Raw genomic sequence first — 14,686 nt, 5'->3', positions numbered from 1 at the left:
TTTTAATTATTAGAAATATATTAAAATAATTATTCTCTATAATCAACAAATGTAATTGGCTTTCTACTTTCTGGTTTGAAAACAATTGATTGTAATTCTTCGAAAGTTTCAAATTTTATAGAAGGCGTTACGCGTAATTTTGCTCTGAAATAATCTTTTATTTTCGCTAAAAAATCATCGGTTTCGTCTGTCGAAACTAATCGAATTAAGATTTCATCTGTACCAAATTCGTTCGAATAAATTTCGATTAAATGTAATTTGATTTCATCAAAATGATTCAAAATATCATGTAAAGCTGGCGGATACAAAGTTGTCCCTTTGTACTTTATCATATGTTGTTTTCGTCCTTCAACTGGTCCTAATCGATACGAATTACTCCCGCATTTACATTTATCGGAATGTTTTCTTAACAAATCACCTGTTTTGAAACGCAATAAAGGCATTCCTTCTATTCCTAAAGTTGTAATTGTCAATTCTCCTAATTCACCATCTTGTACAACTTCATTATTCTCATCTAAAATTTCTGTGATAATCAAATCTGGCTGATGATGCCCTCCAACCGATTCATTACATTCTGTAAACGCAGTTCCCATCTCGGTTGAAGCATAAGTCGAAAAAAGTTGAATATCCCATTTCGATTTTATTTTTTGAGTTAACAAAGACGGATTCAAATCTTTATCACGCAAAGATTCACCAATACACAAAACCGATTTTACGGATGAATTTTGATAATCGATGTTATTTTTCTCTGCGTAATCTAACATTTTTAGCAAAAAAGATGGAACAGCAACCAAAAATTTAGGTTGATATTTTAGAATAGAATCCCATTGCAATTGCGGAACACCAGCGCCAACACGAATAATGCCCGCGCCTATTTTTCTCAAACCAAGAAAATACGCCAAACCAGCCATAAAACGACGATCAATCGTTGTCATCAATTGTACAACATCACCTTTTTGAACACCAATTCGTTGAAAAGAATTCATTTCATTTGTTGCTAAACGATCCAAATCCTTATCCGTCAAACCAAAGGTTACAGGATCACCTAACGTTCCAGAAGTTGTGGAATAATCAATGATTTCAGTTGGCGGAACACATAAAAAATCAAAATTACATTGCTGCAAATCATTCTTTGTTGTAACAGGAATTAATTTTAAATCTTCTGTTGTTTGAATAGATTGCCAATCAATTTGATATTTTTTGAATAAATCTTGATAAAATTTGGAATGCGTCGCAAGATATTTAATCTGTTCTTGAAGTTTCTGATTTTGAAATTCTTTAATCTCTTCTATAGATTGAAGTTCTATGGATGTTAACGCGTTTTTCGAGAACATTTGGATAATTTTTTCTGAATTTTATTTCGATCAGGAACTGTAGTCACCTCCTTTGTCAATGCTAATTTATAATAAAAACTCGCTTGTTGATAATCTTTCTGCTGAAAATAATAATCACCAACTTTGTCATAAACCAACCAAAAATCAGGATTATTCTGAATATAACTTGTTAAAAAAGTTTCCTCAATCTTCTTATTTTCTTTTATCAACTTGTTAATTTCATGTGTTTGCTTACGATATTTTTCATAATTAGAATAATTATCAGATAAGACAAACGCATCTTTTTCAATTCTCAAACTATCTACATTTAACGTATAATTTGAAATAGAATCATTAAAAATTTTATTCAAATCATAAGCTGTAAATTCGCCTAATTGATATGGATTTGACGAAACCCAAACCAATCGTTTATCTGGTTGAAAAACAACTGCGTGATGCGCTAATAATTGATTCAAAGCCTTTTCATTTCCGTAACCTAATTTGGTATTTTTCAAACCATTTGTATCTCGTAATAATTCAACCATTTTAGTTGGATTCAGTTTATTTTCATTCGAAAGATGCTCTTCAATTTTTTCAAAACGATAAACTGAATGACTTTCCTCTTTCTGCGTATTATTTCGCTTATCATCCGAATAAACATCACTCTGAAAATGATTCGTGCAAGCTAAATAAGGCTGATTTTGAACCTCATAAACACCAAACTTTTTAGGAGAAATTTCTATCAACACCACACGATGATCTTTTGCACTACCAATCATCATACTCTCAGAAACGAAAACCTTTTTAGTTTTTGCTATTTCAATCGCTTTATCAATCGTTGAGGCATATTGTAAAACCTCTAAAGCAACGAGAGAAATGGGCGTTTTTGCTTTAAGTGGAATAGAAGATTTTCCCGCATTTATCGTTACTGTAAGACCTTCCAGATTCATTCCAGACGAAACACCAATCATTCCGCCCCAAGTTACAGACATGTATGGATAACCAGAATTTGGCTTGACAAACGAAATTATTTTATTCTTGGCAAAATCATCATTTGCATAAAAATCAAAATTGCGACCAATCAACAAGCCTCCATCTTCAGATTTATTATCCCAAACAGCCAAAGATGAACAACCAACCAACATCAAATCATGCATAGCATGTCCTATATCGTGCGCACCATGTAAAAAAAGATTACGATTATATTTGTCTATTAACGAATCGTAGCGACTATTTGCAGACTCAGAAAGTCCATAAATTTGTGCTTTATATTCATTGTTGACATATTTATGTAAATCTCGATTATAATATTTGAGTACTTTAAAAAGAAATTTTCTACGCTTTTCGGAAGGAATAAAATCAGTTATCAAATTCATAAAAGATTGCTCTTGAAAAGCATATAATTCTTTCGTTAAAACACCTGTTTTTTGACCAATTTCTAACGGATCTCCAGAAACAAAAAGTTCCCAATTCTGGGTTTTAGTTTTCTTTAAAAAATTATTATCAATGTAAAAAAGTGAATCATTGATTTCATATCTACTGTACTGTTTTGATCGAAAAGTAGACAAATCAGGACGATTTTCTAAACTTTTTCTAACACCACAAGATATAAGCGTAAAAAAAATAAGCGTAAAAAAGTAAATGGTTTTATTCATTCGCATTTAGTTTTATTTCACGATGAACTTTGTTCATTAGATAGTCAGCGCCAAGGATTTCACAACAGGTTACAAATGCACCAACCGTTACACCCAAAACTCCATGAACACGGACATTTTGGCCAGTAAAAAACACATTTTTCACTTTAGATCTTGGTGAAATAAATGTTTTCATCGGATGATTACTATCTTTCAAATACCCATACATATTTCCTTTTTCAGAACCTATAAAATCGCGATAAGATAAAGGCGTAGAAGTATGAATTGAAGAAATTTTTTCTCTAAAATTAGGAAATTTTCTCTCTAATTTACGAATGATTAATTCCGTTTTCTGACGTTTAAATTCTTCATATTCCTCTCCTCTTTTCCCATAATTATCGTTAGCCTCAACATTATACGATTCTTCCCATTTTTGTACTTCATCAAACGTCATATACGTCATAACCGTCATACTTTCTGAATATTCTTCATCTTTTTGATCCATACTAAATGTTGCAATATATGTATTTGGCCAATCATTTGTAGGTTTTTCGTAGCTATCCCACACATCATTTATTGAGTTAAAATGATAAATATTATGATTGATATAGGAAAAACTTTTTGGCTTAAAAACAATATAAATAGTAAATGCAGATGGCGTTACTTCTAAGCTTTTGACACGTCGAGAAAATGGTTTACCAAACTTACGCTCGCCTAACATGTCTATTGTTTTTTTTATGTCAATATTCGAAATGAATAAATCACCAAAGAAACGTTTTCCTTTTATTGTTTCACAACCAATTAATTCTTCATTTTCGTTCTGAACAAATGATTTTATTTCTTGGTATTTATAAATTTCACCGCCATATTTCTTCAATTCTTTGATCAAAAGTTTTGCAATTTGACTTCCTCCATTTACACATCGCCAAGCCGAATGTATATAAGAGTTAACCGAAAGCGCATGAATATACAAAGGTGTTTTCTCTGATTGCCCTACATAAAGAAAATTATTTCCCACCAAAACCGCTTTCAAACGCTCATCTGCGAAAACAGAATCGATGTATTCTTTCGCATTAATCGACAAAAAATCTTCTTCATCAGCAAAGGTTCCAATATTCAAATTATACATTGGAAAAGCAGAACAAATTTCCTCTAATTTTTTGCTATATTGGATTAAATTTTCTCGTTCTTTAGGAAAAAAAACAGCTAGTTGATCAACAAAATTCTGATACGTTTGCGCTATTGGATATTCTTGAGAATCATCATCAAACGAAATCATATCAAAACCATTTTTATCCAACTGACGCAACTTCAATTTGTCGGATATATTCAAATAACTGAAATAGTTATACAAATTTTCTCCTTTATCTAAACCTCCAATATAATGAACACCAGTATCAAAAATAGTTTTATTTCGAACAAAAGTTTGTAAGTTTCCTCCAAACTGATTGTTCTTTTCCAACACCACAACTTTTTTTCCTTCTTTTGCCAAAATAAGCGCAGAAACAAGTCCACCCAAACCGCTACCAATCACGACTACATCGTAATGAGGTTCTGAATTATTTTGTGTAAACTGTGTATTCATTCGTTTCTGTTTGTTGGGCAAAACTTGTAAAAAGTGATTCGTCAATATTTCTATTCTTTAAAACAACAATTTTCTCAAATTGATTTATTGTTTCTTGATAAATATTTTCAATATCAGTTGAAATTAAAAGCGTCTTATATTCATCTATAACGTCAAAGTTAGGACGATATTCTAACGAACGGATTTTTGTAATGTAATTTGTTCCAGCAACCTCTCGCTTTTCCTCCTCTTTTACAAACGTTATTATTTTTCGGTTGACTTGTTGCATCAATAATAAAAAATCAATTTGTCCAAAATCATTCGAAAAATGAACAATTTTTTCATCTTTTGTAAATGCATTATTAAGTTGATGATAAACAAATTTATTCAACCTAAAATCCTTTTTTACAGCTTGAATAATTTCAGATTCTTTGTATAAAAAGCTTAAAAATAATTTCTGTTTCCAATAATTTTCATCTTCATATTGATTTCGAATTTCTTGAAAATTAGCTTTAAATTCTTTACTAATTTTTTTCGTTCGCTCAGAATAATTCAAACCATAATTTTCATCGTTCCAAGCAATTCTTTTACCTATTATTGAATAAATATGTCCATCAAAAATTAAAAATTCTCCTTTCGGAATAATTTCAGAATTTCCATGAATATAAATTGGTAAAATATCAAGTTCCAATTTCTCCGCCAAATAAAATGCACCTTTGTGAAAACGATTGATATTATTTGTTCGAGAACGCGTTCCTTCAGGAAAAATCATCAACGAAAACTCATTCCCAATTCGAGTTTTAATCTCTTTAATATTATTTTCAACACCATTCGAAACAGGATAAAAACCAGCTATTTTCACAGCACGACCAAAAATCGGCGATTTGTAAACCCAATCGTTCACTAAGAACACAATTTTAGGCGTACACATTCCAATCGCTAACGTATCCAAGAACGAAGTGTGATTCGCGATTATGATTGACTGTTTCTTGAAATCTTCTTGATTTGGATTAATAATTTTCTTGACAACCGTTGGCTTTAACATCAACACAGATTTCATAAAAGTTGACATTCCCCAACCAAAAAGTTTATATTTTTTTTCTTTCGAGATTGGTAAAATAAGCATCAAAAATCGAAGGATTAATGAAGTTATTGTACCAAATAATCCAAAATAAATGAAGAAAATCCCACTTTGTATTGCCAACCACAACGTCATTGGACTTTTACCTTGTTTTGGTCGATTCGAGATGAAAAATCGAAATAAAATTGGGTAGAAAATAAATGTAATCACTAGTGCTGCTACAACTCCAACCAAAGAAACTGATGCAATTGATTTCAACGCTGGATGTTTAGCAAAAATAAGTGCTCCAATAGCTAAAATTGTCGTGATAACTGCTAACAAAATCGAAGTTCGATAAGTAGGCATTTCATCTTTTCCAGTCGTATATTCTTTTTGTAAAGCACTCGTCATAAAAATACTAAAATCTACACCATGACCAAAAACCAACGTACAAACAATACTACTAAAAATATTGAATTTAATATCAAAAAGTCCCATCAATCCAGCTGTCACCAAACCTGATAATGCGATAGGAATCGCACTAATAATAACCAATTCGATACGACGAAAGAAATACCACAATATCAATAAAACAGCAATAAACGAATAGTTGACAAGATTATTAAAATCAGTAACTAAATTTCCTAAAAAATTTTCGTTTAACTGTTTTCGATCAATTACAATTGTTTCTTTATTATGATATTGTTTGATAAAGTTTTCTCGGCTTTCTTCCTTTAATTTTACTAAAGTCGAAATCGTATAAAAACCATTTTTTTGCGAAACAAATTCTTCAAAAAGCGATGGATTAAATGCGCGATAATCTTCTAATTTTAAAGGTTGATATGCTTTATCAAAAATTGAAAAAAAATGATTATAAATTTCTTCTTTAAAACCATATTTTTTTCCATCCTTGATAAATTCATTCTTTACAAAATTCACTTTTTCTGAATTCCAGAAATTTTCCCAATCTTTTATTTTTTCTAGTTGAACAGAAGTTGGCAAAACCAACGATTGAATGGAATTATAACTTAAAATTTCATCCTTATTTTCTGCTTGCTCGAGCTTATTTGTTAACGCAATATTTTGACTCAAAACATCTTCTACATTATTTCCATAATTGACTACATACAACGATTTTGAGATAGAATTTGAAGAAGTTTCTAACTTTTGTTCCGCTATTTTTTGATCGGTTGGAACGTAATTTAATTTAGATAAATCTTTATCAAAATTCACATTATTAAACGTAAAACAACTTACTAAAATCAAAAGAACACAAGCACCAATCAATATCTTGTTATTATGAAATGAAAAGAACGCTAACTTCTCGATTATTGAAGAATTATTTTCAACAGCATCTTCTTTCGGATGATACAAATGTGGAATAATCAATAATGAAAAAACACCAGAAACAATAACTGTTATTCCAGCAAAAATCCCTAAATCTTTCAACACATCCGATTTCACAAAAAGTAAACACAAAAATGCAATCGCTGTAGTTGTACAGCTCATAATAAGCGGTTTCGTAATCTCTCTAAACAATGTTTTAGAATCGCTATTGTGCTTATAATGCGTCATGATATGCAACGAATAATCAATCGTTATTCCTAATAAAACTGCTCCAATACTCAAAGAAATTGCAGAAATTGTACCTTGAATAAAATACAAAAGTGCCAAAGCAAAGAAAAAACCAAAAACGGAAGGAATAAAAATAATTATCGGAATGTAAATTTTTCGATAAAATACAATTAAAATGACCATTAATGTAATCATCGAAATCAAAACAGTTGTAATAATATCTTGTTTAATTTGCTCTGCATTTGCTACCGCAATAAAACTTGAACCGAAATAACTTAATGTTGATTTTCCGCTATATTCAGGATTTAAATGCTGTTGAATTTCCTCTAATCGATTGACAAATTCGGTATTATGTTCTGTTTCACTTCCTGAAAATTTAGGATTGATAAAAAGAAATAATTTCGAATGATCTTTCGTTACAATAAATCCATTGTAAACCTCGAAATCATCCGTCAAATTCTTTTCTTTTAAACGATTTAACGCAACAAAAGTCAATCCAAGCGGATCTTTCAACATAAACTCTTTCGAAACTATTCCAGTCGGCGTAATTAAGCTTTTGTAATTACTTTCAACAATAGAAGCTATCGAATCTTTAGACAATTTTTGCTCTAACGTTTTATAATCTTCTTTCTCTAAAAAAAGCGGTAAATTTTGATGAACAAAATCAAAAGTAGAAGCAAAATTATCTAAATCATATTGCCCCTGAATATCATTATAATAGTTATTTAACGGTTGAATACTATCTAAAAAATCAGTTGCCTGTGCCGTCATATCATCAAGCGTTCCAGCTTTATCTTTTTCGATAATCACCGCAACTTTATCCGTAAATTTTAATTGAGCAATAACCTTTGCCATTGCATCATTTTTCTCATCTTTCGGAATGATTCGCGTAATATCTTCTTCAAATTTTAGTCGATTTGCAAAAAATGCACAAGCAACTAAAAAGAGAATAAAAAACAATACACTCAACCATTTATTCGCTTTGATTTGTAAAAATATGTTATAGAAAAATTTATGCATTCTTAACCTTCTTTTGACTGAAATAAGTTAACAAAAAATAACTTACAATTCCACTAACAATACTACAAAAAGTTGCTAAAACTAGGCTTCCGACAATATAACGAAGCAGATTTTTTTTAATAATTTCGAAAGAAACTAAACTCAAATCTAAATGAAAATTGTCCTGCAAAATAAATCCACCTGTCAACAAAGAAAGATAAATAATTATCGGAATCATTGGCGGAATACTAATATTGGAACAAAAGAAACTGATCACTTTATTTAGGCGAAACATTGATGCTAAAAAAATGGATAAAAAAGTTTGAAAGCCCCAAAATGGTGCAATTCCAAGGAAAATCCCCAAAGCAATTGAAAGCGCTTTTACTTTATTACTATCATTACTTCCTAAGATATCCTCTTTAATGAATGTTCGAATATTTTTTTTTTTGAAACTGAAGAAAAAATTACGAGGTTTAATGTAAAAAATCGTCAAAAAAACCAGAAAAGTATTCAAAATACTAATTCGTGTAAAATCTTGAAATGGACGAAAATGAGATACGCGTTCGTTTGGATCGTACAAAATATCAATTGGAATATTCGTCACCTCAATTCCTTTCCAAGCTGTTCGCACAATGATTTCAATTTCAAATTCAAATTTATTTGTCCAAAACTTTTTCGGAATAAATTTCAACGGATACAAACGATAACCAGATTGCGTATCATTCAGCTTAATTCCTGTCTCAAACCAAAACCAAAAATTAGAAAACTTATTTCCAAAACTACTTTTCTTCGGAATGCCATCTTGCTCCATTTGACGACTTCCAATAATTAAAACAGGCTTATTTTTTTGCTCTAATTCTGTAATAAAATTTGGAATATCATGCGGAAAATGTTGACCATCCGAATCGATTGTCAATGCATAATGGTAGCCTTTTTCTCGCGCAGTTTTGAAACCAGTACGCAATGCATTTCCTTTTCCTTTGTTTTCGGGAAGTTCAACTACAATAAACTGATTATGGTAATCTTTTAAAATTTCGGAAGTAGAATCCGTCGATCCGTCATTTATAACTATAATTTGATTCGCGTACTCCAAAACTCCATCAATCACACGCTTCAATGTTTTATGATTGTTGTAAGTCGGAATAAGTACACAAACTTTTTGTTCGTCTATTTTATGTCGAATAATCGAAAAATCCATTGATTAATTTAGTTTTTTCAGCTGTTGCGCTGTAAAAGTATTGTATTTTTTGGCGTAAGATTTCACCAAAGTTTTTACTTCTTTTGGCGCAGAACTATAATTTTCGACAATAAATGTTTTATCTTCTTGTATATTTTGATTGTATTTGATAAATTTTGGAATATTCTCTTGCACAATCAATCGAATTAAACGATTTTCAACATCTTTCGAGTCTTTTTTTATCGAATTATTGATCAAAGTTGCACCATCTGTAAAATATTGTTTCTTCGTTTCCTTATCTTTTATATACCTTGCTTTCAGAATTTTAGACGCTCCTTTATAGGCAATAATTGTTTGATTATCACCTGAATAATCATCTAATTTATTATACAAAATAGATACATTATTTGATGATTTCGAAGCGTTTTCAAAATCTGTTCTCAATTCGGATAAAGTTAATCCAAAAAAAAATGAAGCCGATAAAAAGATAGATAATAGAGTTTTCATTAATCCAGAACTTTATAAATTGCACTAAATTTCAACGCATTTGTCGTTTCAAAAAATGAAGAATTTTTCACTTTCACTTCATTATTTTCACAAACAACATTCAAACTCAAATCCAAAATAGGATTGATAAACGGATTTATTGTCGCCATAAATTTCACATTCGAAACTTTGGACAAAAACAAATCTTTTAAAACAAAACCTTCTGTTACTTCCTTTATAATCTGCATCATGCAAACACCAGGTGTAATTGGATTATTTGGAAAATGACCTTCGAAAACTTGATGATTTGGATTCAATTCAATTTGAACTTTAAAATTATTTTCATCAATTTTCTCAGTATTTTTAATGGTATATAGATTAGGAATAAGCATTTGTAATAGTTTTGAATTACAAATATAATCTAAAAAAAGATGATTTGTACGTTAGTTTACTCTTCCTCTAATTGTATATTTACTTTTGTAAGTGTAATACTTAAATTGAAGTGATTATGTTTAATTGAAATCTGTTTTGGAAAATCTGTTAAATCTGTCGAAAATTGGTTAATTGTTTTTATTTTATTATTCTTTAAATGAACCAATTCATTGAAATAATTTGATTCTTTCTTAGCAAAAATTAAACTCACTTCTTTTGATTTTAAAATCGTTTGATTTGTCGTTTTTATACACTCATCAACTGGAAAATCATTTTTAAAAATAGCTTGTAAATCTTCTGCAAGAGTTTTTACAACCACTTTTTTATTCAAATCTGGCATCGCATAATTCAATGTATAATCGTGGTCCGTGACTGACAAATCGAATAACGTATTCCCAAAATCAGACGTCATCACCACACGATGCGAGTTGTAACCCAATTTTTTCACAACAAAATTACCTTTCATTTCCTTTTTCATGAACGTAATCTTGAAACGGTAACTATATTCTTTATCAATTGAACTAAAATATGGATTCAAAAACTCTCTTTCATCCTTTTGTTGTTCTTGTATATCAGCAATTTTGTAAGTCGTTCCACAAGAGGTTAAAATGAAAAAACTAAGGATTAAAAACAGACGCATTTATTGTTTTATTTAAAGATTTGTTGGTAAATAAAATTTTTGTGTAATCATCCGAAGGTTCAATTAATTTGACTTCCGTAACTGTCGATTGACCTGAATAAAACGTCAACTGAATTTCTTTAATGTACTTTTTTACATCCTTTATTTTTGGTTGTAATTTCGCAATTCGAGATTTATCTGTTTTTACATAAGTTATTACAAAATCGTTTGTATCAAACAAATTTCCACTTACACTTCCTACGATTAATTGATTTAATTTTTCAAATTTTTTATTTCCTTGTAAATCTACACTCGATTTTTTTCCTTCATCATTAATATAGATTTTTCCATTGTTAAAAATCACATTATAATCAATTGGTTGAGTATAATTCCAACGCATCGCTTTCGGATTTTGCAAGTACAATTTTCCTTTCGAAACAATTGGTTTATCCAAGAAACTCATTACTTTATATTGCGTAAAATCAGCCGTCAACGTCTGTATTTTCTTAGAATCAGCTATAATATCTTTTTTGAAATTTTCAATTTCAACATTACTCATTTTACTTTCTTGCGCAAATATTGTCAAGTGAAAAAAAGTAAATAAAATGAAGATTTTAGTTTTCATATACATCAATTTTCAAGAGTTCATTTAACGGAACTACTTTATAATTTTCCTTTTGTAAAAATACGAATAATTGCTCTAAAACATTCACCGTTTTGTCCGAAGTATCATGCATCAAAATAATCGAACCAGGCTTTATTTGACCAGTAATTCGATTCAATAATTTTTTTTCATCATTGATAACTGTATCCAAAGAACGAATGCTCCAACCAATTACATTATGTTGAGTTTTATTTAAAGCCTTTGCTATATGTGGATTCGTTACACCAAAAGGTGGTCTAAAAATTTTAGTTGTAACGTTTATTTTTTCTTTAATAAGTTGATTGGTAGAAACAATTTCTTCAACAATTTTTTCAGCAGAATAAAATCCATTTTTAGAAGAATGATGAAATGTATGATTTCCTATCAAATGCCCTGACTGATGAGTTTTTTGAAGAATTTCAGGATACTTTTCGATTTGTTTTCCAATGCAAAAAAAAGTTGCTTTTGCATTATTTTTTTCTAATATAGATAAAATTCTTGGCGTAAATTCTGTAGGTCCATCATCAAAAGTTAGAGAAATTATTTTCTCTGTATGATTATTTCCTCGATGATAAGCTTTCAAAAAATAGTTAAATCGAATTTCAAAAGCACCAAAAATCGTCAATGTTAACCATACAAAAAAAGGTTTCAATAAATAAAAAAAAGACAAACCTTTTGTAAAACAACCAATTGATAAGCAGATTAGTATAATTACAAAAAGGATTGTAGCAACTCTGAATTTCATATCGATTGAAGCAATACTAAACTTAAATCCTTGCCTTTATGCTCATTCACCAAAAGTACGTTTTTATAACTTTCAGCTTTTACATCATTCATTTTGAATTGATTTGGTAAAGTTTGATTTTTCAGCAATTCACATCCTAACACAAATCCGAAAGCAGAATAAGTTCCAAATTCTCCAATAAAATCTTTGTATTCAAATAACTCAATTTCATTTAAGTTATTAATATTCAATGAATTTTCACCAGAAATAATTGCATCAATATCGGTTAAATTTATATGATTCAATTGAATAAATTTTAGAATTTCGGAATATAAATCTTCATAGTAATTTAAAATAAAAACATCTAAAACTTTCGCGTAAGAGTTTTCTTTTCTCTCATTCGATAAAACACAAAAATGTGCGCCTTCACTATATTTAATTCCTTGATTATCTTTTGATTCAATCTCACCAATTAATTGTAACAACTGATATGTTCTTTCTCCAATTTCATCAATTCCACCAACCAAAACGTTGTTTACTTCTTGATTTTCTACTTGTAAAAACCCATCTAAAAGCGCATTTTCAAAGGAATTAAAACCATTTGTATACGTAAAATTGTATGCATTACAACCAAGATGCAAAGCTATTTGAGAGCCAACCGTATTATGTGTAGATTGAATAAAAGCTGTTGGTGTTAAAAACTCTTCTTTATTTTGAATAATATTCGTCAAAAACTTTTCAGAATCTACCAAACAACCTAAAGCCGTTCCTGTAATTATTGCCTCTAATTGTTTAATTCCTGCATCATTTAAAGCTTTTAGAGAAGAATAAATTCCCATTTTAACTCCCGAAGCCATTCTACGACTCATCGCTGCCGAAATCATATCTTTAAGAGAAGGAGATTTTGCCTTTGTTATTGAAGTTTCTAAAGGAAGAAAATCATTTGTAATTTCATCTATAAATTGCGCATTTACAAAACCTAATCCGTTTACAAATACTTCTTTCATGATTTAGAAAAAATTAAAGTTGAACAATTTCCTCCAAAACCAAACGAATTTGATAACACATATTCAATATTTTTCTTTTCCAATTTAGTAGTCGGAAAGATATTCAACTCTTCAATCGGAGATTGAAAATTAAGATTTGGATATACAAGATTATGTTGAAGACTCAACAAGCTAAAAACCGCTTCTACACTCGCAGCAGCAGCCAACGTATGACCAGTAAATGGTTTCGTAGAACTGAAATTAGGAACATTTTCTCCGTAAATCCTCTTCAAAGATCGACCTTCTGTTAAATCATTATTGTTCGTAGCAGTTCCATGAACATTGATATAATCAATTTCGGTTGGTTGAATAGCTGCTGTTTCTAATGCTTTTCTCATCGCCAAATACGCTCCTTCTCCATTTTCAGAAGAAGCTGTTTGATGAAATGCATCGTTCGAATTTCCTACACCAATCAAATAACCATGGACTTTTTTGTTTGATTTTTGAACAGATTCTTCCGACTCTAAAACCAAATAAGCAGCTGCTTCTCCAAGATTCAAACCTTTTCGATTTTTATCAAATGGTTGATTAAATTCATCACTCAAAATCATCAAACTTTTGAATCCATTAATGGTAAATTTTGACAAAGCATCCGTTCCGCCAACAATCACTCGATCCAATTTTCCTGAATTAATCAAGCGCGCGCCATACATAATCGCATTTGCAGCTGAAGAACAAGCCGTACTAATAGTCGATACAAAGCCTTTCAAACCAATTTCATTTGCAATTTGATTAGAAGAAGCACCAGCATCATGACTCGAAATATACTTTTGTTTTTCAGGCAGATTTTCATAATCCAAAAAGTAATTTTCTGTCCTATCCATTCCTCCTACACTTGTTGAAGAAATCAGTCCTGTTCTGACTTCATTTACATTTTCGATTCCTGCATTTTGCAGAGCTTCTTTCACAGCAATTAGTCCTAACATCGCTGTTCGAGAGAAATTATTATCCGGAGATAAATTTAAAAAAGTTGCTAATTCATCGTTCGATAATTTAATTTCTCCTACAAAAATTTCGTTTTTATGAATAGAATCAAAATTTTCGAGGCGTGACAAACCATGCTTTTGATGAATTAATGAATCGAAATTCTCTTCGACATTTTTACCAATTGCCGAAATAATTCCCATTCCTGTTATTGCAACTTTTTTATGCATTATTTTGTTCTATTTTTCTCAATATAATCTGCCATTACTTCAACCGATTGAAAGATCGTTTTTCCTTCTTTCGGATCTGTAATTTTGATTCCATATTCTTTATCCAATAAAACAATCAACTCCAAAGCATCGATTGAATCTAATCCCAAACCATCTCCAAATAAAGGATCATCATTTCTGATATCCTCTACTGATACATCTTCAAGATTTAAAATTTCAATGATTTTAACTTTCAAATCGTTAATTAAATTTTCCATAGT

13 protein-coding genes are annotated in these 14,686 nt (G+C 30.0%); all 13 read right to left on the bottom strand.

The features are described 5' to 3' along the window. Positions 1–29: 29 nt before the first annotated feature. Genes N5D90_RS04125 through N5D90_RS04065 form a run of 13 tightly spaced genes read right to left on the bottom strand, consistent with a single transcriptional unit; the run spans position 30 to position 14,683 of the window. The gene (locus N5D90_RS04125; protein ID WP_280061662.1) at positions 30–1,334 is read right to left on the bottom strand and encodes a phenylacetate--CoA ligase family protein; all 1,305 of its coding nucleotides are present in this window, start codon (positions 1,332–1,334) and stop codon (positions 30–32) included. Next, the gene (locus N5D90_RS04120; RefSeq protein ID WP_280061661.1) at positions 1,313–2,974 is read right to left on the bottom strand and encodes a C45 family autoproteolytic acyltransferase/hydolase; all 1,662 of its coding nucleotides are present in this window, start codon (positions 2,972–2,974) and stop codon (positions 1,313–1,315) included. The genes N5D90_RS04125 and N5D90_RS04120 overlap by 22 nt, the downstream gene beginning before the upstream one ends. Next, positions 2,961–4,532: an NAD(P)/FAD-dependent oxidoreductase gene (locus N5D90_RS04115; protein ID WP_280061660.1), complete on the bottom strand. Its 1,572-nt coding sequence runs from the start codon at positions 4,530–4,532 to the stop codon at positions 2,961–2,963. The genes N5D90_RS04120 and N5D90_RS04115 overlap by 14 nt, the downstream gene beginning before the upstream one ends. Then, on the bottom strand, positions 4,507–8,166 hold the full coding sequence (locus N5D90_RS04110; RefSeq protein ID WP_280061659.1) for a 1-acyl-sn-glycerol-3-phosphate acyltransferase: 3,660 nt from the start codon (positions 8,164–8,166) through the stop codon (positions 4,507–4,509). Before N5D90_RS04110 ends, N5D90_RS04115 begins: the two co-directional genes overlap by 26 nt. Beyond that, on the bottom strand, positions 8,159–9,343 hold the full coding sequence (locus N5D90_RS04105; protein ID WP_280061658.1) for a DUF2062 domain-containing protein: 1,185 nt from the start codon (positions 9,341–9,343) through the stop codon (positions 8,159–8,161). The genes N5D90_RS04110 and N5D90_RS04105 overlap by 8 nt, the downstream gene beginning before the upstream one ends. 3 nt (positions 9,344–9,346) lie before the next feature. Then, positions 9,347–9,829 (bottom strand): hypothetical protein, encoded by a 483-nt coding sequence (locus N5D90_RS04100; RefSeq protein ID WP_280061657.1) that lies wholly within the window; start codon positions 9,827–9,829, stop codon positions 9,347–9,349. Beyond that, positions 9,829–10,200, bottom strand: coding sequence for a 3-hydroxyacyl-ACP dehydratase (locus tag N5D90_RS04095; RefSeq protein WP_280061656.1), 372 nt, complete (start codon positions 10,198–10,200; stop codon positions 9,829–9,831). Before N5D90_RS04095 ends, N5D90_RS04100 begins: the two co-directional genes overlap by 1 nt. Positions 10,201–10,256: 56 nt before the next feature. Next, on the bottom strand, positions 10,257–10,880 hold the full coding sequence (locus N5D90_RS04090; protein WP_114999676.1) for a DUF3261 domain-containing protein: 624 nt from the start codon (positions 10,878–10,880) through the stop codon (positions 10,257–10,259). After that, complete coding sequence (locus N5D90_RS04085; protein WP_375730943.1) at positions 10,858–11,484, bottom strand: outer membrane lipoprotein carrier protein LolA; 627 nt, start codon at positions 11,482–11,484, stop codon at positions 10,858–10,860. Before N5D90_RS04085 ends, N5D90_RS04090 begins: the two co-directional genes overlap by 23 nt. After that, the gene (locus N5D90_RS04080) at positions 11,474–12,247 is read right to left on the bottom strand and encodes a polysaccharide deacetylase family protein (protein ID WP_280061655.1); all 774 of its coding nucleotides are present in this window, start codon (positions 12,245–12,247) and stop codon (positions 11,474–11,476) included. Before N5D90_RS04080 ends, N5D90_RS04085 begins: the two co-directional genes overlap by 11 nt. Beyond that, positions 12,244–13,233 carry a beta-ketoacyl synthase chain length factor gene (locus tag N5D90_RS04075; protein ID WP_114999670.1) on the bottom strand — a complete coding sequence of 330 codons (990 nt, stop codon included), beginning with the start codon at positions 13,231–13,233 and terminating at the stop codon, positions 12,244–12,246. Before N5D90_RS04075 ends, N5D90_RS04080 begins: the two co-directional genes overlap by 4 nt. Continuing rightward, the gene (locus N5D90_RS04070; RefSeq protein WP_280061654.1) at positions 13,230–14,426 is read right to left on the bottom strand and encodes a beta-ketoacyl-[acyl-carrier-protein] synthase family protein; all 1,197 of its coding nucleotides are present in this window, start codon (positions 14,424–14,426) and stop codon (positions 13,230–13,232) included. Before N5D90_RS04070 ends, N5D90_RS04075 begins: the two co-directional genes overlap by 4 nt. Further along, positions 14,426–14,683 (bottom strand): phosphopantetheine-binding protein, encoded by a 258-nt coding sequence (locus N5D90_RS04065; RefSeq protein ID WP_114999667.1) that lies wholly within the window; start codon positions 14,681–14,683, stop codon positions 14,426–14,428. Before N5D90_RS04065 ends, N5D90_RS04070 begins: the two co-directional genes overlap by 1 nt. Positions 14,684–14,686: the final 3 nt, after the last annotated feature.

Source organism: Empedobacter sp. GD03797, from assembly GCF_029842105.1.
GTDB classification, from domain to species: Bacteria; Bacteroidota; Bacteroidia; order Flavobacteriales; family Weeksellaceae; genus Empedobacter; species Empedobacter falsenii_C.
The sequence above is the reverse complement of the archived record's forward strand: the minus strand, read 5'-3'. Positions and strand labels throughout refer to the sequence as shown.